Source organism: Hansschlegelia beijingensis (assembly GCF_014196425.1).
Classification (GTDB): domain Bacteria; phylum Pseudomonadota; class Alphaproteobacteria; order Rhizobiales; family Methylopilaceae; genus Methylopila; species Methylopila beijingensis.
Map to the genome: position 1 here is coordinate 173731 of NZ_JACIDR010000006.1, position 20570 is coordinate 194300.

General features: G+C 69.7%; 20 protein-coding genes. 10 read left to right on the forward strand and 10 right to left on the reverse strand.

Annotation, left to right across the window (positions count from 1 at the left end; all coding sequences use genetic code 11):
• Nucleotides 1-102 precede the first annotated feature (102 nt).
• Complete coding sequence (locus GGR24_RS16070; protein ID WP_183396391.1) at nt 103-705, forward strand: isochorismatase family protein; 603 nt, start codon at nt 103-105, stop codon at nt 703-705.
• 10 nt (nt 706-715) lie between these two features.
• Here GGR24_RS16070 and GGR24_RS16075 read toward each other — a convergent pair whose 3' ends face one another.
• Nucleotides 716-1168, reverse strand: coding sequence for a GatB/YqeY domain-containing protein (locus tag GGR24_RS16075; RefSeq protein ID WP_183396392.1), 453 nt, complete (start codon nt 1166-1168; stop codon nt 716-718).
• Between the two features lie 134 nt (nt 1169-1302).
• Here GGR24_RS16075 and carA point away from each other — a divergent pair, with 134 nt between their 5' ends.
• The 4 genes from carA to GGR24_RS16095 are packed head-to-tail and all read left to right on the forward strand — an operon-like array spanning nt 1303 to nt 4714.
• Nucleotides 1303-2508 (forward strand): glutamine-hydrolyzing carbamoyl-phosphate synthase small subunit, encoded by a 1206-nt coding sequence (gene carA, locus GGR24_RS16080; protein WP_183396393.1) that lies wholly within the window; start codon nt 1303-1305, stop codon nt 2506-2508.
• A 12-nt stretch (nt 2509-2520) separates the two neighbouring features.
• Complete coding sequence (locus GGR24_RS16085) at nt 2521-3027, forward strand: hypothetical protein (protein ID WP_183396394.1); 507 nt, start codon at nt 2521-2523, stop codon at nt 3025-3027.
• Nucleotides 3024-3542: a GNAT family N-acetyltransferase gene (locus tag GGR24_RS16090; RefSeq protein WP_183396395.1), complete on the forward strand. Its 519-nt coding sequence runs from the start codon at nt 3024-3026 to the stop codon at nt 3540-3542. Before GGR24_RS16085 ends, GGR24_RS16090 begins: the two co-directional genes overlap by 4 nt.
• Nucleotides 3539-4714: an MFS transporter gene (locus GGR24_RS16095; RefSeq protein ID WP_183396396.1), complete on the forward strand. Its 1176-nt coding sequence runs from the start codon at nt 3539-3541 to the stop codon at nt 4712-4714. Before GGR24_RS16090 ends, GGR24_RS16095 begins: the two co-directional genes overlap by 4 nt.
• Before the next feature lie 3 nt (nt 4715-4717).
• On the opposite strand, the gene GGR24_RS16100 is transcribed toward GGR24_RS16095, so the two are convergent.
• Nucleotides 4718-5251, reverse strand: a complete 534-nt coding sequence (locus tag GGR24_RS16100; RefSeq protein WP_183396397.1) for a cupin — start codon at nt 5249-5251, stop codon at nt 4718-4720.
• 289 nt (nt 5252-5540) lie between these two features.
• Between GGR24_RS16100 and GGR24_RS16105 the strand changes: the two genes are divergently transcribed.
• Nucleotides 5541-5744, forward strand: a complete 204-nt coding sequence (locus GGR24_RS16105; RefSeq protein WP_183396398.1) for a cold-shock protein — start codon at nt 5541-5543, stop codon at nt 5742-5744.
• Between the two features lie 76 nt (nt 5745-5820).
• Here the strand turns inward: GGR24_RS16105 and GGR24_RS16110 are convergent, their stop codons facing one another.
• Nucleotides 5821-6606 carry an SDR family NAD(P)-dependent oxidoreductase gene (locus GGR24_RS16110; protein ID WP_183396399.1) on the reverse strand — a complete coding sequence of 262 codons (786 nt, stop codon included), beginning with the start codon at nt 6604-6606 and terminating at the stop codon, nt 5821-5823.
• 164 nt (nt 6607-6770) lie between these two features.
• On the opposite strand from GGR24_RS16110, the gene carB reads away from it, so the two are divergent.
• Both carB and greA read left to right on the forward strand, forming a co-directional pair.
• Nucleotides 6771-10094: a carbamoyl-phosphate synthase large subunit gene (gene carB / locus GGR24_RS16115; protein ID WP_183396400.1), complete on the forward strand. Its 3324-nt coding sequence runs from the start codon at nt 6771-6773 to the stop codon at nt 10092-10094.
• A gap of 116 nt (nt 10095-10210) precedes the next feature.
• Entirely contained in the window at nt 10211-10684 is a 474-nt protein-coding gene (gene greA, locus GGR24_RS16120; RefSeq protein WP_183396401.1) for a transcription elongation factor GreA, read from the forward strand.
• A 100-nt stretch (nt 10685-10784) separates the two neighbouring features.
• Here the strand turns inward: greA and GGR24_RS16125 are convergent, their stop codons facing one another.
• The 6 genes from GGR24_RS16125 to GGR24_RS16150 all read right to left on the reverse strand — a co-directional run bounded on the left by GGR24_RS16125 (nt 10785) and on the right by GGR24_RS16150 (nt 16393).
• Nucleotides 10785-10952 carry a hypothetical protein gene (locus tag GGR24_RS16125; RefSeq protein WP_183396402.1) on the reverse strand — a complete coding sequence of 56 codons (168 nt, stop codon included), beginning with the start codon at nt 10950-10952 and terminating at the stop codon, nt 10785-10787.
• A gap of 123 nt (nt 10953-11075) precedes the next feature.
• Nucleotides 11076-11966 (reverse strand): LysR family transcriptional regulator, encoded by an 891-nt coding sequence (locus tag GGR24_RS16130; RefSeq protein ID WP_183396403.1) that lies wholly within the window; start codon nt 11964-11966, stop codon nt 11076-11078.
• A gap of 42 nt (nt 11967-12008) precedes the next feature.
• Complete coding sequence (gene trxB, locus GGR24_RS16135) at nt 12009-12977, reverse strand: thioredoxin-disulfide reductase (RefSeq protein ID WP_183396404.1); 969 nt, start codon at nt 12975-12977, stop codon at nt 12009-12011.
• The gene (locus GGR24_RS16140; RefSeq protein ID WP_183396405.1) at nt 12974-13969 is read right to left on the reverse strand and encodes an ELM1/GtrOC1 family putative glycosyltransferase; all 996 of its coding nucleotides are present in this window, start codon (nt 13967-13969) and stop codon (nt 12974-12976) included. Before GGR24_RS16140 ends, trxB begins: the two co-directional genes overlap by 4 nt.
• A gap of 60 nt (nt 13970-14029) precedes the next feature.
• The gene (locus GGR24_RS16145) at nt 14030-15235 is read right to left on the reverse strand and encodes a lytic murein transglycosylase (RefSeq protein ID WP_183396406.1); all 1206 of its coding nucleotides are present in this window, start codon (nt 15233-15235) and stop codon (nt 14030-14032) included.
• Between the two features lie 96 nt (nt 15236-15331).
• On the reverse strand, nt 15332-16393 hold the full coding sequence (locus GGR24_RS16150) for a DNA topoisomerase IB (protein WP_183396407.1): 1062 nt from the start codon (nt 16391-16393) through the stop codon (nt 15332-15334).
• Between the two features lie 144 nt (nt 16394-16537).
• Between GGR24_RS16150 and GGR24_RS16155 the strand changes: the two genes are divergently transcribed.
• Nucleotides 16538-17548 (forward strand): asparaginase, encoded by a 1011-nt coding sequence (locus tag GGR24_RS16155; protein WP_183396408.1) that lies wholly within the window; start codon nt 16538-16540, stop codon nt 17546-17548.
• Here the strand turns inward: GGR24_RS16155 and GGR24_RS16160 are convergent.
• Complete coding sequence (locus tag GGR24_RS16160) at nt 17545-18855, reverse strand: LicD family protein (protein ID WP_183396409.1); 1311 nt, start codon at nt 18853-18855, stop codon at nt 17545-17547. The genes GGR24_RS16155 and GGR24_RS16160 overlap by 4 nt on opposite strands.
• A gap of 650 nt (nt 18856-19505) precedes the next feature.
• On the opposite strand from GGR24_RS16160, the gene GGR24_RS16165 reads away from it, so the two are divergent.
• Entirely contained in the window at nt 19506-20162 is a 657-nt protein-coding gene (locus tag GGR24_RS16165) for a class I SAM-dependent methyltransferase (protein WP_183396410.1), read from the forward strand.
• Nucleotides 20163-20570 lie beyond the last annotated feature (408 nt).

Genomic DNA, 20570 nt, shown 5'->3' on the forward strand with positions numbered 1-20570 from the left:
AATGAAGCCGGCCTGGCGGTCGCTGCGGCTTCCCGCGACGGGCCTCATGGGAGAGGATGATCGCGTCCGCGCGACGAACGCCGCGGGAGGAGGCCCGATCGCATGACCGAAACCCCCAAGACCCTTCTCGAACTCGCCGGCGCCGCGCCCGCCCCCGCCTCGCTCTCCGACGCGACCCTGGTCGTGATCGACGCGCAGAACGAATATGTCAGCGGCCCGATCGCCCTGCCCGGCGTGCAGCCGGCGCTCGCGGCGATCGCGGCGTTGCTCGCCGAAGCCCGCGCGGCCGGAACGCCGGTCGTGCATCTGGTCCATCGCGCGCCCGCCGGTGTGTTCGTCGAGGGAACCGAGGGCGCCGAGATCGCCCCGCAGGCGGCCCCGGCGGAAGGCGAGCCGGTGTTCAAGAAGGAGCTTCCCAACGGCTTCACGAACCCCGAATTCGGCCGGACGCTTGAGCGGCTCGGCCGCAAAAACCTGATTCTCACGGGCTTCATGACCCACATGTGCGTGGATTCGACGGCCCGCGCGGCCGTCGACCTCGGTTATGGCGTCACGATCGTGGAGAACGCAGTCGCGAGCCGGCCCCTGCCCGGCGTGCTCGGCCGCCCGGCCCGCTCCGCGCAGGAGGTGCATGACGGCGCGCTGGCGGGACTCGCGGACCTGTTCGCGGTGGTGACGCCGGACGCGTCCGGCCTGGGCAGGTGAGCGGGCGGCGTCAGCCGCCGAGCTTCGCCTTCACGACGCCGTTCGCCGCGCCGAAATCCATGACGCCGGCATATTTCGACTTCAGGGCGCCCATCACCTTGCCCATGTCCTTGACCGACTCGGCGCCGGTCTCCGCGATGGCGACGTCGATCGCCGCCGCGACCTGCTCGGGCGACATCTGCGCGGGCAGGAACTCCTGGATCACGGCGATCTCGGCGCGCTCCTTCTCGGCGAGCTCCGGGCGGCCGTTCTGCTCGTAGATCGCGGCGGATTCCTGCCGCTGCTTGATCATCTTGGCGAGCAGCTGCTTCAGCTCGTCCTCGGTCGCGGCGCCCTTGCCGGCGCCCCGCGCCTCGATGTCGCGATCCTTGATCGCGGCCCCCATCATGCGCAGCGTCGCGGTGCGGGCGGCGTCGCGGGCCTTCATCGACTCCTTGACAGCGGCGTTGATCGCCTCGCGCATCGTCTTATCCTCTGAGCCTGCAGGGCTGGCGCGCCGGCGCGTCGGTTGACGCGCTTCGGGGCGGCGCCTAGTTTCCGGCCGCAACTACGCTTTCGGGCGCTGCGCGGCGTTCGCGCTGGGTTAAGGCAATCGTCATGACGGGACAAGACACGGCCGCTCACGGCTGGGATGAGGCGCGCCCGACCGCGCGGCTTCTGCTGGCGGACGGCACCCTGATCGAAGGCCAGGGCATCGGAGCCGAAGGGATCGCGGCGGGCGAGCTCTGCTTCAACACCGCGATGACGGGTTATCAGGAAATCCTGACCGACCCGTCCTATGCGGGCCAGATCATCACCTTCACCTTCCCCCACATCGGCAATGTCGGGGTCAACGACGACGACGTCGAGACCATCAACGCCGCCGCCTCGTCGGGCGTGCGCGGCGCGGTGTTCGCGGCCGACGTCACCTCTCCGTCCAACTGGCGGGCGACCCGCGACCTCGACGCCTGGCTGAAGGCGCGCGGCATCGTCGGGGTTGCGGGCGTCGACACCCGCGCGCTGACGGCGCTGATCCGCGAGAAGGGCGCCGCCAACGCGGTCATCGCGCACGCGCCCGACGGCCGGTTCGACGAGGCGGTCCTGAAGGCCGAGCTTGAGGGCTTCCCCGGGCTCGAAGGCCAGGACCTCGTGCCGCTCGTCGCCGCGACGCAGCGCTACGAGTGGGACGAGGGCGGCTGGACCTGGCCCGGCCAGGCCGAGCCCGGCGCCTATGGCAAGCGCCCGGAGGGCGAGGCCAAGCGGGTCGTGGCGATCGACTACGGGCTGAAGCGCAACATCCTTCGCATGCTGACCGCCGCGGGCTGCGAGGTCACCGTGCTGCCGCCGACCGCGACCGCCGAGGAGGTGCTGGCGCTGGAGCCGGACGGCGTGTTCCTGTCGAACGGCCCGGGCGATCCGGCCGCGACCGGCGCCTATGCGGTGCCCATGATCCAGGGCGTTCTGGAGAAGAAGGTGCCGACCTTCGGCATCTGCCTCGGCCACCAGATGCTGGCGCTCGCGGTCGGCGCGAACACCCAGAAGATGCATCAGGGCCATCATGGCGCGAATCATCCGGTGAAGGACCTGATCACCGGCAAGGTCGAGATCACCTCGATGAACCATGGCTTCGCGGTCGATCGCGACACCCTGCCGGAGACCGCGCGCGAGACCCACGTCTCGCTGTTCGACGGCTCGAATTGCGGGCTTGAACTCACGGACCGCCCGGCCTTTTCGGTGCAGCATCACCCGGAGGCCTCGCCGGGCCCGCAGGACAGCCACTACCTCTTCCACCGCTTCGTCGAGATGATGAACAAGCGGGCGTAAGGACCCACGCGGATGACGGCGCGCAGACTAGGCCTTCTCGCCCTGTTCGCCGTCATTCTGGCCGGGGCCGGCGGCGCCTTGCTGCTGTGGCCGGCCGAGGAGGCCAGCCCGCCCGAGCCGCGCCAGGCGCAGGATTCCGGCGGAACCCGGCTCTACTGCCAGTTCTACGTGTTCGTCGAACAGCGGCCCCGGGTCGCCTTCTATTTCGAGGTCGACCGGGAAGGCCCGGCCCCGCGCTTCCGCCAGATCTATGTCGCCGAGGACAGTGGCGAGCGCGCCGATTTCGACGGCGTCTCCGAGCCGCGTCCCGAGTGGACGTTCAGCGCCTCCGATCCGGCGCGCATCTCCTCCCGCATCGTCGTGCCGGACGCGTCGCAGGCCGCGCAGCATGAGGAAGAGATCGCCATCGAGCTCCACCGGTACGAGCCCAGGGCGGATGGGCCGGTCTGGTTCGAGGCGAGCCTCAAGAACGTCCACTTCCAGAACCTGCCCGGCAAATGCCGGCAGAGCGGCGAATGAGCGGACCGCTGCGCGTTCGCGACGCGCTCGATTCGGACATGGCGGCGGTCCAGCGCATCTATGAGCCGGAGACGCTGGCCGGTTTCGCCACCTTCGAGCTGGAGCCCCCGAGCGTCGACGAGATGGCCCGCCGGCGCGACGCCATCATCGCCGCCGGGCGTCCCTACCTCGTCGCCGAGCGCGACGGCCGCGTGCTCGGATACGCCTATGCCGCGGAATATCGCGCGCGGCCGGCCTACCGCCACACGGTGGAGGATTCCGTCTACGTGTCCGCCGAAGCCCAGGGCCAGGGCGTCGGAAGCGCCCTGCTCGCGGAGCTGATCGCCCGCTGCGAAACCGGGCCGTGGCGGCAGATGGTGGCCGTGATCGGCGATTCGGCCAACGCCGGGTCGATCGCTCTGCACCGGCGGCTGGGGTTCCGGCATGTCGGGGTGCTCGAGGCGGTCGGCTTCAAGCTCGGACGCTGGGTCGACACGGTGCTGATGCAGCGGCCGCTCGGAGGGCGCGTGGAGTGATCAGCCGCGGCGTCGTCCTCCGGCTCGGCGTCGGCCAGCTGATCTGCTGGGGATCGACCTTCTATCTGATCGGCGCCTTCGGCGACCGGATCGCCGCCGATTTCGGCTGGAGCCTGATCGAGACGCAGGCCGGCTTTTCGCTCGCGCTGCTGACGATGGGCGTGGTCTCGACGGCCGCGGGACGGATGATCGACCGTCACGGCGGCCGGATCGCGATGGTCTGCGGATCGCTGCTCGCGGCTTCGGGCTGCGCCGCGCTGGCGGCCGCCGCCGGCCCGATCAGCTACGGGGCCGCCTGGATCGTGCTGGGCGTCGCGATGCGGCTCTGCCTCTACGACGCGGCCTTCGCGGCGCTGGCGCGCATCGGCGGCCCGGAAGCCCGGCGGGCCATGTCCCAGATCACGCTGCTGGGCGGCCTCGCCTCGACCGTGTTCTGGCCGCTCGGGGCGGTGCTCGCCGATGCGTATGGCTGGCGCGCCGCCTGCCTCGTCTTCGCCGCCTGCGCCCTGCTGACGACGCCGCTGCACTGGACGATCCCGCAGGCGCGGTTCGCCGCTCCCGAGGAGCCGTCAGGGCCGGAGGAGGAGCTGAGCTCCGCGCCGCGCTCCGATCTCGCCGCCGCCATTCTGTTCGCCTCCGTGGTCGCGCTCTCGAACGCGCTGCACTACGGCATGTCGGCGCACATCATCGGCGTGCTTGGCGGCCTCGGCGTCGCGGCGGGCGCGACGGCCTGGATCGCCGCCCTGCGGGGGATCGGCCAGTCCGCGGCGCGGCTCTGCGAAGTCCTGTTCGGCCGCAGGCTCCGTCCGGTCGACCTCAACCTCGCCGCGGCGGCAGGGCTCGTCGTGTCTTTCGTGGTGGGGTTCTGGAGCGGTGCGTCGCTCGCCACGGCGGCCATGTTCTCGCTGATCTATGGCGGAGCGGCCGGCCTGCTGACCATCACGCGCGGCACCCTGCCCCTCGCGCTGTTCGACCCGGCGCGCTACGGCGCCGTGGTGGGACGGCTGATCGCGCCGAGCTTCTTCGCCTCGGCCGCGGCGCCTGTCGCCTACGGGGCGGCGATCGAGCGCTTCGGGGCTCCGGGAGCGATGTGGCTGTCGCTCGCGCTCGGCGCGAGCACGCTCGCCGCAGCGGTCGGGCTCAAGCGCCTCTCGCTTCGCGCGGCGCGCTGAAGCTCAGCGCTGCTCGCTCCACATGGTGCGGAGCCCGCCGTCGGGCCCGAACACCGGGTCCGTCGCCGGCAGAGGCACGGACGCGACGCGCGCCACCGCGGCGTCATGGTCGCCCTCGCCGGAGCGGATCAGGTCGTAAGGCTGGTCGGGCGGGTAGCAGCCGACGACCAGGAAGTCGTCGCTCGCCGAAACCTTCCTGTGCCCGGTTCCGGCGGGCAGCACGGCGACGTCGCCGGCGGCGATCCGGACGCTCTCGCCCTTCTCGCCGCCGAACTGCACCTCGGCCCAGCCGCGGGCGACGCCAAGCGCCTCATGGCAGGTTGAGTGGTAATGGTGGAAAGGGTACACGCCGTCGCGCCAGAAGCCGCCCCAGCCATTGGCCGCGAACAGCGCCTCGGCGCAGACCTCCGGCGCCTCGCCGGAGGCGTCGAACGCCTGCCTGTGGAGCAGCAGCGCGAAAGCCGGGTGGTTCGGCGTGGAACCGTCGTCCGTGAAGCGAAACTCGTCCGTCGAGACCGTCTCGTCCGATGACTTCAACGCCGTGATCTCCTACGAAACGAACGCCGCAGAGGGCTCCTGAACAACGATCCGGCCGTTCCGAGGTTCCCCTTAAGGAGCGGCGGCGCCGTCTTGACGAACCCCTGCCCCTGTGCGCCATAGTCGCGGTTGCAATCAGATTTTGGATGTCCGGACTGGCTTGCATACGGCGACCGCCGAAGCTCCCGCCTCCACGACACGCACCAAAGTTCGGATTGTGCCCGGCCGGCCGCCTCTGCAGGGGCTTCCGTCCAACTGCGCACATGCGCTTGTCTCAAGGGGATAAGAAATGCCCAGCGGTACCGTAAAGTTCTTCAACACGCAGAAAGGCTACGGCTTCATCCAGCCGACCGACGGCTCCAAGGACGTGTTCGTCCACATCTCCGACGTCGAGCGCTCCGGCCTGCACACCCTCGTCGAGGGCCAGAAGGTCGGCTTCGAGGTGGTCATGGACCGCGGCAAGACCAAGGCGGCGAACCTCCGCGCGGAGTGATCGCGGCTTCGGCCGACCGGCGACAGAGTTTCCGCGGGGCGCCCACAGGGCGCCCCGTTTGTTTTGGCGCGGCCGCTCAGGTCGTGCGCTGCATCTCGTGGGCGATCCGGCGGGTCAGGCCGCGCGAGCCGAGCCGGGTCATGAACGCGCCGATCTTGGGCAGCGCGCCCGGGATCACGATCGCCTTGCCCTTCTGAAAGCCCTCGAACCCGGCCTTGGCCGCGGCTTCGGCCGACACGACCCCGGTCTTGAACAGCTGCGCGTCGCCCATGCCCGCCACGTGCCCGAACTCGGTCGGCACGGGGCCCGGGCAGAGCGCGGTGACCGTCACGCCGCTGCGCTTCGATTCCTCGTAGAGCGCCTCCGAGAACGACAGCAGGAAGGCCTTGGTGGCGTAGTAGACCGCCATTTCGGGGCCCGCCTGAAAGGCCGCGAGCGACGCCACGTTGAGGACGCCACCGCGGCCGCGCGCCATCATTCCGGGGAGAAAGAAGCCCGCCAGCGCCGTGGGCGCCGCGACGTTCACCTGGATCATCTCCAGCTGGCGGTCGAGGGGCAGCTTCACGAAGGGCCCGCGCAGGCCGAAGCCGGCGTTGTTGACCAGCACGTCGACGACATGGCCCCGCCGGCCGATCTCGATCGCGAACTCCTTCACGCCCTCGGGCGTGGCGAGATCCGCCGGCGCCGCCACGGCGCTGACGCCATGCCTGCCCAAAAGCTCCTGGGCGAGCGCCTTCAGCCGGTCCTCGCGCCGGGCCGCGAGCACGAGGTCGTCGCCATGCGCGGCGAACAGCCGGGCGAGTTCGAGTCCGATCCCCGACGACGCTCCCGTGATGAGGACGGTCCGGCGCTGCGCAGTCATGATAGGTTCTCCACTGTCGGTCGCGAAGCCGACTTGCATATCGCTGAACGCTTCCCTGCCAGCGGCCGACTGTGTATGGAACGCCTTCAGCCACACAATCGCTCTTCACATGCCACGCGGCGCGCGGCCTGGCCCCTTCGCGCCGCCCCGGAAAGCCCTGTTTCATGCCCAAACGCACTGACATCGCGACGATCCTCATCATCGGCGCGGGACCGATCGTCATCGGGCAGGCGTGCGAATTCGATTATTCCGGCACGCAGGCCTGCAAAGCCCTCAAGGAAGAGGGCTACCGGATCGTCCTGGTGAACTCGAACCCGGCGACCATCATGACCGATCCGGACATGGCGGACGCCACCTATATCGAGCCGATCACGCCGGAGATCGTCGAGAAGATCATCGCCAAGGAGCGCCATGTCGTGCCCGGCGGCTTCGCGCTGCTGCCGACGATGGGCGGCCAGACGGCGCTCAACTGTGCGCTGTCGCTGCGCAAGATGGGCGCGCTCGAGAAGCATGACGTCGAGATGATCGGCGCCACCGCCGAGGCGATCGACAAGGCCGAGGACCGCGAACTGTTCCGCGAGGCGATGACCAAGATCGGCCTCGAGACCCCGCGCTCGCGGCTCGCCCACAATCTGACGGAAGCGCTCGTGGCCTTCGAGGAGATCGGCCTGCCGGCGATCATCCGGCCGTCCTTCACCATGGGCGGCACCGGCGGCGGCATCGCCTACAACCGCGAGGAATTCCTCGAGATCGTGGAGCGCGGCGTGGACGCCTCCCCGACCGACGAGGTGCTCATCGAGGAGAGCGTGCTCGGCTGGAAGGAGTACGAGATGGAGGTCGTCCGCGACAAGGCGGACAACTGCATCATCATCTGCTCGATCGAGAACATCGATCCGATGGGCATCCACACGGGCGACTCGATCACCGTCGCGCCGGCGCTGACGCTGACCGACAAGGAATATCAGCGCATGCGGGACGCCTCGCTCGCGGTGCTGCGCGAGATCGGGGTCGAGACCGGCGGCTCCAACGTGCAGTTCGCGATCGACCCGGCGACCGGCCGGATGATCGTGATCGAGATGAACCCGCGGGTGTCGCGCTCGTCCGCCCTCGCCTCCAAGGCGACCGGCTTCCCGATCGCCAAGGTCGCGGCCAAGCTCGCCGTCGGCTACACGCTGGACGAGATCGACAACGACATCACCGGCGGCGCGACCCCGGCGTCGTTCGAGCCGACGATCGACTACGTCGTCACCAAGATCCCGCGCTTCGCCTTCGAGAAGTTCCCCGGCGCCGAGGCCACCCTGACCACTTCGATGAAGTCGGTCGGCGAGACCATGGCGATCGGGCGCACCTTCGCCGAGAGCCTGCAGAAGGCGCTGCGCTCGATCGAGACCGGTCTCACGGGCCTCGACGAGATCGAGATCGAAGGGCTCGGCCAGGGTGACGACAAGAACGCGATCCGCGCCGCGCTCAGCAAGCCGACGCCGGACCGCCTGCTCAAGGTCGCGCAGGCGCTCAGGCTCGGCTTCCCGGCCGACGAGATCCACGAAGCCTGCAAGATCGACCCGTGGTTCATCGAGCAGCTCGAAGGACTTGTGGCGACCGAGGAAAAGGTCCGCCGCATCGGCCTGCCGACCACCGCGGCGGCGTTCCGCAAGCTGAAGGCCCAGGGCTTCTCCGACGCCCGGCTGGCGACGCTCGCCGGCCTGACGTCCGACCAGGTCGCGGCGCAGCGCCGCTCGCTCGACGTGCGGCCGGTGTTCAAGCGCATCGACACCTGCGCGGCCGAGTTCGCTTCGCCTACGGCCTACATGTACTCGACCTACGCGCCGCCCTTCGCGGGCCAGCCGGTCAACGAGGCCCAGCCGAGCGACGCCAGGAAGATCATCATCCTGGGCGGCGGCCCGAACCGCATCGGCCAGGGCATCGAGTTCGACTACTGCTGCTGCCACGCCTGCTTCGCGCTCTCGGAGGCCGGCTACGAGACCATCATGGTCAACTGCAACCCCGAGACCGTCTCGACCGACTACGACACCTCGGACCGGCTCTATTTCGAGCCGCTGACCGCCGAGGACGTGCTCGAGATCATCGAGGTCGAGCGCTCGCGCGGCACGCTGCACGGGGTCATCGTCCAGTTCGGCGGCCAGACCCCGCTGAAGCTCGCGAACGCGCTCGAGAAGGCCGGCGTGCCGATCCTCGGCACGACACCGGACGCGATCGACCTCGCCGAGGATCGCGACCGCTTCAAGCGGCTGCTCGACAAGCTCAAGCTCGTCCAGCCGGACAACGGCATCGCCTATTCGGTCGAGCAGTCGCGCATCGTCGCCGGCGACCTCGGCTTCCCGCTCGTGGTGCGCCCCTCCTACGTGCTCGGCGGCCGCGCGATGGCGATCCTGCACGACGAGAAGATGCTTTCGGACTACCTGCTCGGCACGCTGCCGGACCTGGTGCCGGAGGACGTCAAGCAGCGCTACCCGAACGACAAGACCGGCCAGATCAACACGGTCCTGTCCAAGAACCCGCTGCTGTTCGACCGCTACCTGACCGACGCCACGGAGGTCGACGTCGACGCGCTGTGCGACGGCAAGGACGTCTTCGTCTGCGGGATCATGGAGCACATCGAGGAGGCCGGCGTGCACTCGGGCGACTCGGCCTGCTCGCTGCCGCCGCACTCGCTGTCGCCGGAGATGATCGCGGCCCTCGAGGAGCAGACGCGGGCGCTCGCGCTCGCGCTCGAGGTCGGCGGGCTGATGAACGTCCAGTACGCCATCAAGGACGGCGTGATCTACGTGCTGGAGGTCAATCCGCGCGCCTCGCGCACCGTGCCGTTCGTGGCGAAGGTGGTGGGCAAGCCGTTCGCCAAGATCGCCGCGCGGGTGATGGCGGGCGAGCCGCTCGCCGCGTTCGGCCTCAAGTCGGAGCCGCTCGGCCATATCGGCGTGAAGGAGGCGGTGTTCCCGTTCGCGAGGTTCCCGGGCGTCGACACCGTGCTCGGGCCGGAGATGCGCTCGACGGGCGAGGTCATGGGCCTCGACCGCGACTACGGCGTCGCCTTCGCGAAGAGCCAGCTCGGCGGCGGCACGCGGGTGCCGCTCGGGGGCACGGTGTTCGTCTCGGTGCGCGAAGGCGACAAGGATCGCGTTCTGGCGCCGGTGCGGATGCTCGCCGACCTCGGCTTCAAGATCATCGCGACCTCGGGCACCCAGCGCCACCTCGCGGCGCACGGCATCGACGCGCAGAAGATCAACAAGGTGCTGGAAGGCCGGCCGCACGTCGTCGACGCGATCAAGAACGGCGGCGTCCAGCTGGTCTTCAACACCACGGAAGGCGCGCAGGCGCTTGCCGACAGCAGGTCGCTCCGGCGGGCCGCCCTCTTGCACAAAGTGCCATACTATACCACGCTGTCAGGCGCGGTGGCGGCGGCTCAGGGGATCAAAGCCTATCTTGGCGGCGACCTCGAGGTGCGCTCACTGCAGTCCTATTTCGGCTGAACCGGCCCCCGCCGAAAGAAAGATGGAACGGCGGCTGGGCTTCCGGCGTTTATGGCGTCACGTGCGCGCCCCTCGGTTCGAGGGGCGTTGCGTTTGTAGTGTCGAGAGAGACTGAGATGGACAAGATCCCGATGACCGCCGCAGGTCATGCGGCGCTGGAAGCGGAGCTGAAGCACCGCGCCTCGAGCGAGCGGCCGCGCATCATCGCGGCCATCTCCGAGGCCCGCTCGCACGGCGACCTTTCCGAGAACGCCGAGTACCACGCGGCGAAGGAACAGCAGAGCCTGAACGAGGGCCGCATCGCCGAGCTCGAGAACATGATCGCCCGCGCGGAGGTCATCGACGTCTCCAAGCTGCAGGGCGACACCATCACGTTCGGCGCCACCGTGACGGTCGTGGACGAGGACACCGACGAGGAGAAGGTCTACCAGATCGTCGGCGAGGCCGAGTCCGACGTGAAGCAGGGCCGGGTTTCGATCGGCTCGCCGATCGCGCGCGCGCTCGTCGGCAAGAAGGTCGGCGACACGGTCGAGGTGGCCACTCCGGGCGGCGGCAAGAGCTACGAGGTCCTGAGCGTTCGCTTCGCCTGACGCCTGAACCAGGCGCGGCGGGCTTCACGCCCAAGGCCCAAAAGAAAACGCCCGGCGCGCGCTTCGCGGCCGGGCGTTTTGCTGTCTGGGCGGCTGGCGGTCAGCGAGCGAAGAAGACCAGCCAGATGATGGCCATCGCGGCCGTCGCGGCCACCACCCCGACGATGACCACGATCGGCATGCCGCGCGGCGCGTCGGTTCCCTGCTTGGCCTCGACGTGGTTCAGCTGCTTTCCGTGCTCGCCCGGCGTGTTGATCTGCGCGCTCATCCATGTCTCCTGATCGCCCGTTCCGGGCCGTACTCAGGGAAACAACGTTTCAACGCCTGATCTGATCCATCGCGACCGGAATGAAGTCGTCGCCCTGAGATGACGAAGCCGTCAGCGCGCGGCTCAGAACTGCCAGCGCTGCGCCATCTCGACCAGGAAGTCCCGGAAGACGTGGATGCGCGCGACGTTCTTGAGCTCTTCCGGGTATACGAAATAGGCCTCGAGGGTCGGCATCTCGTCGCCGTCGAGCACGCGCTGCAGCTGGGAGCTCTCCTCGACAACGTAGTCCGGGAGCACCGCCAGCCCGACGCCGGTCTCCGCGGCGTGCTTGATCGCGGTCAGGCTGTTGGCGACGAGGCTCGCGGCCCGGGGATTGCCGGGCGTCCGCGCCGCTGTCTTCAGCCAGTTGATGCTCTGCAGGAACGGCGGGACGGGTCCGCCGAACTCGATCAGGCGGTGCTTCTGGAGATCGTCCAGGGTCGCCGGCCGGCCGTGCTTCTTGAGGTAATCGGCCGAGGCGTAGACGTGGTAGTGCACGGTGAACAGCCGCCGCTGGATCAGGTCGGGCTGCGTCGGCGCGCGCAGGCGGATCGCGACGTCCGCTTCGCGCATCGCGAGATCAAGCTCGTCGTCGCTCAGGATGAGCTGGACCTGGATGTCCGGATAGGCGTCCATGAACTCGACGAGCCGCGGCGTCAGCCAGCCTGAGCCCAGTCCGACGGTCGTCGTGACCTTCAGCACGCCGTTCGGGCGCTCGCGGCTGTCGGTAAGCATCGACCGCGCCGATTCGAGCTTCGCGAACACCTCCTGGGTGGTTCGGAACAGCAATTCGCCCTGCTCGGTCAGGATCAGGCCGCGGGCGTGGCGGTGGAACAGCGGCGTTTTAAGCTCGTGCTCCAGCGCCGAGACCTGGCGGCTGACCGCGGACTGGCTCAGCCCCAGCGTCTCGCCCGCCTTGGTGAAGCTCCCCGCATCGGCGGCGGCGTGAAAGATTCGCAGCTTGTCCCAGTCCATTCGGTCCCCCGCAGCCGACAGACGCGGCAGCTCTCGTCGCGCTCAGGCGGCGGTGCGCGCCGCCTCTTCGGCCGCAAGGAAGCGCTCTGCGTCGAGCGCGGCCATGCACCCCATGCCGGCGGCCGTGACCGCCTGGCGGTAAGTCTCGTCTGCAACGTCGCCCGCCGCAAACACTCCCGGGATATTGGTGAGCGACGTGCCCGGCTTCACCGCCAGATAGCCCGACGGCTTCATGTCCAGCTGGCCCCGGAACAGCTCGGTCGCAGGCGCATGGCCGATCGCGACGAACACGCCGTCGCAGCGGCGCACGCTCGGCGTCCCGGTGCGGGTGTCCACGAGCTTGACGCCCTCGACCTTCAGCGGCGCGCCCGAACCGAGGATCTCGCCGACGGTGGCGTTCCAGACCACCTCGATCTTCGGATTGGCGAACACCCGGTCCTGCAGGATCCGCTCGCCGCGGAACGATTCACGGCGATGCACCAGCGTGACCTTGCTGGCGAAGTTGGTCAGGAACAGCGCCTCCTCGAGAGCGGTGTTGCCGCCGCCGACCACCACGACCTCCTTGCCGCGGAAGAAGAAGCCGTCGCAGGTCGCGCAGGCGGAGACGCCATAGCCCTTGAAGCGCTCCTCGCTTTCGAGCCCGAGCCATCTGGCCTGCGCGCCGGTCGCGACCACGAGGGCGTCGGCCGTGATGCGGCCGGACGACTCCGTCTCGATCACGAAGGGCCGCCGGCCCAGATCGACCTTGGAGACATGGTCGAACAGCGTGCGCGCGCCCATCCGCTCGGCCTGCAGCTGCATCTGCTCCATCAGCCAGGGGCCCTGGATCGGATCGGCGAAGCCCGGATAGTTCTCGACGTCGGTCGTGATGGTGAGCTGGCCACCGGGCTGGAGGCCCGAAATCACCAGCGGCTCCAGCATCGCGCGCGCGGCGTAGACCGCGGCGGTCCAGCCGGCCGGCCCCGAGCCGAGGATGGCGAGGCGCACATGGCTGATCGGCTGTGTGGTCATCGTGAAGAAGGTCCGTTCGTTTCGCGGGTCCGGGCCGGAGCCCGGCGGACGCGTTCCTTGCGCAGCGCGGCGCGCGTCGTCACGAGAGCGTGGATCGCATGCGCGACTTCGCGCGTCGAGTCGGGCGGCGCGTAGGCGTAGGCGTCAAGCTCGCCGGTGAACGGCCGCGTCAGACCCTGCGCGGCAAGCGCTTCAAGGACGCGGCGGACGGCCCGCGGCGCGCCCTGCGGCAAGAAGGTCAGCACGGGGGCCCCGGTGACCACCGCGTCGCTGAGCATTCGCGTGGACTGGGCGGTCACGACCAGAGCCTCCGATTGCCCGAGCACCGACATATAGGGGTCTGGGCGATCCTGAGCCCATAGATAATGCGCCACGCCGGCGAGCGCCAGAAGCAGCGCCTCCGGCGCGCCGGCCGGCGGGCGCACGCTGAGCGCCGCGCCCTGCTCCCGCAGCCGCCGCAGCCCGGCCACCAGCCGGGCCGCATCCTCGGCCACCAGCGGGGCGTCGATCAGGACGCCCACGCGGGGTCCGGGAAGCTCGGGCGGGAGGAGCGGCGGCGCTCCGCGGGCCGCGGCGAGCCTCAGGGCGTTGACCCGGCTCGGCCATGTCCGCGTCCGGACCGCATGCGCCGGCGCTCGCCCGCCGGCGGGGGCGACCACGAGATCAGGGGAGAAGCGGCCGACCCGGTCGCCGATGAACACGGTCACGACGCCGCCGCCCGACGCCTTCTTGATCCGCGCCAGATAGGGGGCGGCGATCCTGCCGGAGCCGATCACGAGGTCGGGCCACGCGGCGCCCTGGGCGGGAAGGATCAGGCGCGAGCCGCGTTCAGGAGCGTCGCGCGGATCGAGCGGCCCCCAGGGGGCGAGCCAGCGCCACGGCGCCCGCGGCGCGACGCGCCGGCGCTCGATGCGCTCGGCGACGGCTTCGGCCACGCCGAGGCAGGCTTCTTCGCGATCCGGAGCTCCGTCCGTCAGCACCCATGCCCGCATATCCTAGGTTGTCGGACGCGGAGTGGGCGCGATCAAGGCGGCAGGAGCGAAGAGCGCGAGTTATCCGCCGGATGAAAGCGCCTGGATGACCTCCAGGCTCGGATAGCCGTCCGCCGGCAGGCCGCGCTGGATCTGCGCCTTGCGCGTCGCGCGCCTTGTGTCGAAGCCGAGCTTGCCGTCCACCTCGTCCGCCGGCAGTAGGCCGTCGCGGGCCAGCAGTTGCTGCAAGGTCCGGATTTCGTCGGCGTTGAGCGCGCGCACCGGCGCGTTGCCTTCCGACACCACGGGCGCGCCGTCGAAGCGCGTCGCCAGATAGGCCGCCGTCAGCGCGTAGACGAAGGACTGGTTCCAGGTCCGGTAAACGTCGAAGTTCTGATAGGCGAGGAAGGCCGGACCGTTGCGCCCCATCGGCAGCAGCAGCGCGGCCGGCGCGTCGTCGCGGAACAGCGTCCCGTTGCGCGGCTTGACGCCCCACGCGCGCCATTCGGCGACGGTGTGCTTGATGTCGATGTCGGCTTCCTGCCAGGGCATCTCCGCCGGCACGACGACCTCCTGGATCCAGGGCTCCCCGCGGCGCCAGCCGAGGTCGGCGACATATTTGCCCGCGGAGGTCAGCGCATCCGGCAGGCTGCGCATCAGGTCGCGCCGGCCGTCGCCGTCGGCGTCCACCGCGGAGCGCACATAGTCGACGGGCATCATCTGGGTCTGACCGAGCTCGCCGGCCCAGGCGCCCCGCATCTCGGACGGCGCGAGATCGCCGCGCTCCACGATCTTCAGCACCGCGATCAGCTGCGGACGGAAGAAGTCGGGCCGGCGGCAGTCGTGCGACAGCGTCGCGAGCGCGTTGCGGGTGTCGAACTTCCCGAGATTGGCGCCGAAGTCGGTCTCGAGGCCCCAGAACGCCACGATCACCGCGGCCGGCACGCCGTACTGGCGCTCGACCTCGGACAGCAGACCCGCGTGCTGCTTCATCATCTGCAGCCCCTTGGGGAGCCGAGGCGCGCCGGCCATCCGCCCGGCGAACTGCAGGAAGGTCTGCTGGAAGACGGACTGGGCGCGGTCGGCCGCCAGCACCTTGGGCTCGATCCGGACCCCGGCGAGGCCTTCCTCGATCGCCTTGTCGGAGACGCCGGCGGCCCGGGCCTCGGCGCGAACGCCGTCCAGCCAGGCGTCGAAGTCACCCCCGCAGGGGGCCTGCGCCGTCGCGAGCGAAGCCGACGCGGCGAGCAGAAGGGCGACGGCGGCGCCGCGGGCGACAGAGGTCATGGAGTCCGATCCGGAACGAGCGAGAGCAAAGGCCAGAAAGCGGACCAGTGGATGAAGCGTCAAGCGGGCGAAGAGATGGCGAAGGTGACGCCTTCGTCATCTCCCCCGCTTGAGACGCGCGACCAGACGCGAAAGCGTCTTCTCGGCCCGCCTCAGTCCGGGCCGGCCGCGGGCGTCCTGATACGCCTTCTTGAGCGCGCCGGAGGCGAACGCCTCGACCACAACGGCGTGCACATAGGACTTGCGGACCACAGCCGGCGTGTTCGAGAGCCGCTCCGAGACCGCCCGCATCACGGCGGCGAGCTGGCGCTTGCGTCCGCTCTCGCTCGGCGCCGGCTCCACCTCCACGAGCTGCTCGGCCGCGGTCGCGCTGGCGCCGAGCTGGCGCAGGTCCTTGGCGGTGATCGGCAGGCCGGTGATCTCGCGCAGATAGGCGTTCACGTCGGTCGAGGTGATCCGCCTCACCTGGCCGGCCTCGTCCTTGTACTGGAACAGCCTTCGGCCCGGGAGCGAGGCGACGCCCGAGAGCGCCTTCGCGAGCCGGCCGGAGCGAAGCTTGCAGCTGATGTCCTTGCCGCCCTTGCCGCGGAAGTTCAGCTGCACGCTCTCGCCTTCGACCTTGACGTGGCGCTTGAGCAGCGTGCTCGCGCCATGCGCCTGGTTCGATCGCACATAGGTCTCGCAGCCGACCCGGATGTGGGTCTCGTCAATCAGCGCGACGGCCGCGGCGAGCGCCTTGGCGCGGCTGAGCCGCGGGCTCGCCAGATCCTGCGCGACGGCGCGCCGCAGCTTCGGAAGCGCCTCGATCACGCGATCGAGCCGCTCCACCTTCCGGGTCTCGCGCACCGTGTCCCAGTCGGGATGGTAGCGGTACTGGGTGCGGCCCGCCTCGTCGCGGCCGATCGCCTGCAGATGGTGGCGCGGGTCCGCGGCGATGCGCACGTTGCGATAGGCCGGCGGGATCGCGAGCGAGCGGATGCGCGCCAGCGTCTCCTCGTCGGTGATCCGGCGGCCCGCCTTGTCGACGTAGAAGAAGCCCCGTCCGGCGCGCCTGCGCTCGACCGACAGATCGCGCGGCGCGGCGAGCTTAAGCCCCGCGGCCTTCGCGATCTCCTCGACGGTCATCGATTCGGGTTCGGGCGTCGCGGCGTCCGCCATGCTGCACCTCGTGGGGCCGACGGACCTCCGCCGGCAGCAATGCAGAACAGCGGGGACCGAAGCGCGGTTCCCGCGCTTGGCGGAAGCGCGCGGTTCTGCTTAGTGCGCCGCGTGTCCAGTCTTCCCCCGACCCGAGGTTCTGCGATGACAGCTTCCGCGCCGCTCGTCGAAGTCACGCGCGGGCTCTCGGTCGAGAGCCGCCACACCGGCGCGGTCGCGATCGCCGACGTCACCGGCAAGCTGGTGTTCTCGCTCGGAGACGCCGAGCGCCTGACCTTCCCGCGCTCTGGCGTGAAGGCGCTGCAGGGCCTGCCTCTGGTGGAGAGCGGGGCCGCGGCCCGTTTCGGCCTCACGGAGGCGGAGCTCGCCCTCGCCTGCGCCTCGCATGGCGGCGAGCCCGAACACGTCGCGACCGCGGCCGGCGCGCTCGCGCGCCTCGGGCTGACGGCGGACGCGCTCGAATGCGGCGCGCACTGGCCGATGAACGACGCCGCCGCGCGCGCGCTCGCCGCGAGCGGCGCGGGCCCGACCACGCTTCACAACAACTGCTCGGGCAAGCACGCCGGCTTCCTGTGCCTCGCCTGCGCGATGGAGGTCGAGCCCGCCGGCTATATCGACGCCGAGCACCCCGTCCAGCGCGAGGTCACCGCCGCGCTGGAGGCCATGACCGGGACCCGCCTCGCCGAGGCGCCGCGCGGCGTCGACGGCTGCGGCATCCCGACCTTCGCCATGCCGCTGGCGGCGGTCGCGACCGCCTTCGCGCGTTTCGGCGCCGGCCATGGCCTCGGCGAGCATCGCGCCGCCGCTGCGCGCACGCTGCGCGAGGCGGCCTGGTCGGCGCCGTTCCAGATCGGCGGCTCAGGCCGCTTCGACACCGAGGCGATGCAGCTCGGCGCCGGGCGCGTCTTCGTCAAGATGGGCGCCGAGGGCGTCCATGTCGGGGCGATCCCGGAGCTGGGCTACGGCGTCGCGATCAAGATCGACGACGGCGCCACCCGCGCGGCCGAGGCCGTGATGGCGGCGGTGCTCATCCGGCTGCTCGCGCCCGAAGGCGATTTCGGCGAATGGCTCGCCGGCCGCGTCCGCCGTCCGTTGCGGAACTGGGCGGGCGTGGAGGTCGGCGAGGTCCGGGCGACGGAACTGCTCGCCGGCTAGCGGCGGGCCTGCATCTCGAGGACCGCGCCGCCGCCCTGCGACTGCGCCGAACGGTCCTCGACGTTGCGCAGCAGCAGCAGGCGCGAGGCCTCCTGCAGGAAGGCGTCCGAGCCGAACTCCTTCTCGTAATGGAAGAACGTCTTGGACAGCAGGTTGAACTCGCCGCCGAGGTAATATTTGACGAGAAGCTTCTGCCAGTGCAGCCGGGCCAGCACCCGGTTGCGCACACGGCGGTTGGGCGCTTCGAGCGATGCGTCGTAATCGGACTGCGGCGTGCGCCAGTCGCCGTAATTCTCGGTCAGATACTTGTCGGGGTCGGACGGGATCAGGAACTCCCGGCCGGCGAACTGCACCTTCGAGAACGGCGAACTTCCCTCGTTCCACCACACGGCGTTGTCCCAGGCGTGCAGGTGGCTGCCGTGCCAGACCGTGCCGCCCTGCCGGTGATGGAAGAACAGGTCGATATTGACGTTGTTCTTGTGCTTGATCTTGATCAGATCGACCGAGGGCACGAACACCTCGGTGAATTTCGAGCTGCCGGCGATCAGCGACTTGATCTCGTCGCGCTGCGCATGGCCCATCACGCCGAGGTCGATGTCCTTGTCCATGCCGAGCAGCTTGCCCTCCCGGATCACGCCGAGAAGGGTTCCGCTGATCAGGAAGAACGGAGCGGTCGGCATCAGCAGGTCGTGCAGGTCGACCAGGGCCGCGTTGCCGGCGGAGGCCTTCATATAGGTCTTGGCCTTGGGCGCGCTGGTGAACTGCCCCTCCCCGATCCAGCGCAGGATCTCCATCATCATGTAATAGGCGCGGTCGACCTCGTTCGCCGCGATCGCGATGTCGACGAGATGCGAGGCCTGGGAGGCCTTCGTGACCGAGGAGCGCCGGCTGCGCGTGAACGCCGCCACCGCGACGTCGACCGTCGTCGGACCGCTCGGCAGCCGCCTGTAGAGCTGCAGCGGAACGACGAAATTATGCTCGAGGATCAGCGGCAGCAGGACGCTGCGCGCCCGCTCGTGCGCGCCGGTCTCGACCAGCGCCGTCGCGAGGATCACCTGAAGCGGATAGGTCGCGAGCGATTTGTCCGAACCGTACTTGCCGAAAAGCTCAACAACCTGCGCGTGACGCGCGGTCTGTGAGTAAAGCTCAAGCAACTTGCGGAGATAGAAGGTCCGCTTGTTGTTGTTCTCGATCTGATCGAGCGCCAGCCGCTCCGCTTCCTCGGCGCGTCCAGCATCCACCAGCGCCGAGAACTTGTTCCCGTCGCCCGTCGCCATCTTCAGCACGCGATTAACGAGTGATCGCATGGGCACCTCGCTTGATCCGGTCTCACGGATAGCCTGTCCGAGGGCGCTTGCACAGTCGCGGAAGACCGGCCGCGGGGCGGTCCGCGCCCGCCGGACGCGGTGACGGTTGCGATGCACGCGCCGGGGAAGCCGCCCGGCGTGCGGGTCGCGCCGGCGCCGGCGATCGCAGGCGTTCGCGCAATCGGGACGGGGGCCGAGGGCGGCGGTCTTCGCGCCGGCGCGCAGTTTCAGGGGATCGTGGGGTCCGCAGAATCCCGATGAGGCGAAAGGTCGCGGGCCGCCGGACAGGCGCTCGTAAAACGCCGTCATAAGCGCAGCCGGACACGCGCTCCTCGGAGCCGGAGGCCTTGGCGGTCAGCGGCCTGCGGCGGACTCCGATACCCCTGACGAGGGGCGCGAAAATTGACCGCCGCCCGCGCCCATCGTACCCCGGCCCGGACACTGGGATTCTGAATCCGCGAGGACCGCTAGCTTCAGAGCCTGGAATTCACGGCTGGGACCCCGGCGTAAGCGCTGTCTCCAGCGCTGCACCGCAGCAGACTTGTTTCGCATCGCAATCTCGGCTTCGATTGGCGCCAGTCGAGCCGCGGGGGTCTTCGCCGTTCTCGGGGCGCATTCGCAAGCCAAAGGTGGGGACGATGGATACGCTAATGCAGGAAAGTCAGGCCGACGCGACCAAGGCCTATTGGGACAAGTTCTACGCCCAGACCTGGTATTCGGACTCGTCGACGTTCTGCCGCTACGTGGCGGAATCGAGCTATTTCCGGGACGCGGTTCTGGACCTTGGCTGCGGCAACGGGCGTGATTCCTTCGGCTTCGCCAAGCGCGCCAGCAAGGTGGTCGCGGTCGACCAGTCGCAGGTCGCGGTCGAGACCGGCAACAAGAAGGCCGCCGAATCCGGCCTGCCGCACCTGTCCTTCGTGCAGTGCGAGCTGCAGGACGGCGAGAAGCTCGCCCGCGTGATCGCCGACCTCAAGGCCCAGGCCCCGCAGGGTGTGCTGTTCTACTGCCGCTTCGTGCTGCACGCGATCGACGAGCCGACGCAAGACGTGCTGCTCTCGGCGGTGGCCGCCGGCCTCGGCCCGAACGACGTGTTCGCCGCCGAGTTCCGGACCGCCAAGGACGCCGACAAGGACCACGTGCACGGCGATCACTACCGCCGCTACCAGGACGCGCCCACGCTCGCCCGCGAGCTGGCGAGCCGCTGGGGCCTCAACGTGCGGGTCTACCAGGAAGGCAACGGCTTCTCGCCCTACAAGGACGAGGATCCGGAGCTCTGCCGGATGATCGTGCTCGCGCCGCAGTAGCCGCGCCGAAGCCGGGGCTGGCGCGGGGCGGCCCGCGTCGGCCGGCCGCCGCGCTCGCGCGGCCCGGCCGTCCCCGCGGGACCGTCGTGGGGCGAGGCATGCGGGACCTGCCGGGTCGTCGGCCCCGCGGCCACCAGATGGGTGGCGCGCCTCTGCGCCGCAGGCCGCGATCTTTACAACGCGGCGACCAGTATCGCACCATCGCGTCCATGCTGGCGGGACCAGTAGTATAATCGGTTGCTCACAAGGGCGCAGGAATGACTGCTCCCTGCGTCGTCCTGTAGTGTTTTCGGCGCGAGGCCGAAGCTTTCGACGACCGTTTGATTTGGAATCATTCTTGAGAGGCCACGCATGAACGCGGCTGTCGCCGAAGCGGACGCGCCCGTAGCGGCTCCTGCTTTGGATATC

Bases quoted from the DNA above. Each gene is read 5' to 3' on its own strand.
- GGR24_RS16070 (WP_183396391.1), top strand. From the start codon at position 103: ATGACCGAAACCCCCAAGACCCTTCTCGAACTCGCCGGCGCCGCGCCC.
- GGR24_RS16075 (WP_183396392.1), bottom strand. From the start codon at position 1,168: ATGCGCGAGGCGATCAACGCCGCTGTCAAGGAGTCGATGAAGGCCCGC.
- carA (WP_183396393.1), top strand. From the start codon at position 1,303: ATGACGGGACAAGACACGGCCGCTCACGGCTGGGATGAGGCGCGCCCG.
- GGR24_RS16085 (WP_183396394.1), top strand. From the start codon at position 2,521: ATGACGGCGCGCAGACTAGGCCTTCTCGCCCTGTTCGCCGTCATTCTG.
- GGR24_RS16090 (WP_183396395.1), top strand. From the start codon at position 3,024: ATGAGCGGACCGCTGCGCGTTCGCGACGCGCTCGATTCGGACATGGCG.
- GGR24_RS16105 (WP_183396398.1), top strand. From the start codon at position 5,541: ATGCCCAGCGGTACCGTAAAGTTCTTCAACACGCAGAAAGGCTACGGC.
- GGR24_RS16110 (WP_183396399.1), bottom strand. From the start codon at position 6,606: ATGACTGCGCAGCGCCGGACCGTCCTCATCACGGGAGCGTCGTCGGGG.
- carB (WP_183396400.1), top strand. From the start codon at position 6,771: ATGCCCAAACGCACTGACATCGCGACGATCCTCATCATCGGCGCGGGA.
- greA (WP_183396401.1), top strand. From the start codon at position 10,211: ATGGACAAGATCCCGATGACCGCCGCAGGTCATGCGGCGCTGGAAGCG.
- GGR24_RS16125 (WP_183396402.1), bottom strand. From the start codon at position 10,952: ATGAGCGCGCAGATCAACACGCCGGGCGAGCACGGAAAGCAGCTGAAC.
- GGR24_RS16130 (WP_183396403.1), bottom strand. From the start codon at position 11,966: ATGGACTGGGACAAGCTGCGAATCTTTCACGCCGCCGCCGATGCGGGG.
- trxB (WP_183396404.1), bottom strand. From the start codon at position 12,977: ATGACCACACAGCCGATCAGCCATGTGCGCCTCGCCATCCTCGGCTCG.
- GGR24_RS16140 (WP_183396405.1), bottom strand. From the start codon at position 13,969: ATGCGGGCATGGGTGCTGACGGACGGAGCTCCGGATCGCGAAGAAGCC.
- GGR24_RS16145 (WP_183396406.1), bottom strand. From the start codon at position 15,235: ATGACCTCTGTCGCCCGCGGCGCCGCCGTCGCCCTTCTGCTCGCCGCG.
- GGR24_RS16150 (WP_183396407.1), bottom strand. From the start codon at position 16,393: ATGGCGGACGCCGCGACGCCCGAACCCGAATCGATGACCGTCGAGGAG.
- GGR24_RS16155 (WP_183396408.1), top strand. From the start codon at position 16,538: ATGACAGCTTCCGCGCCGCTCGTCGAAGTCACGCGCGGGCTCTCGGTC.
- GGR24_RS16160 (WP_183396409.1), bottom strand. From the start codon at position 18,855: ATGCGATCACTCGTTAATCGCGTGCTGAAGATGGCGACGGGCGACGGG.
- GGR24_RS16165 (WP_183396410.1), top strand. From the start codon at position 19,506: ATGCAGGAAAGTCAGGCCGACGCGACCAAGGCCTATTGGGACAAGTTC.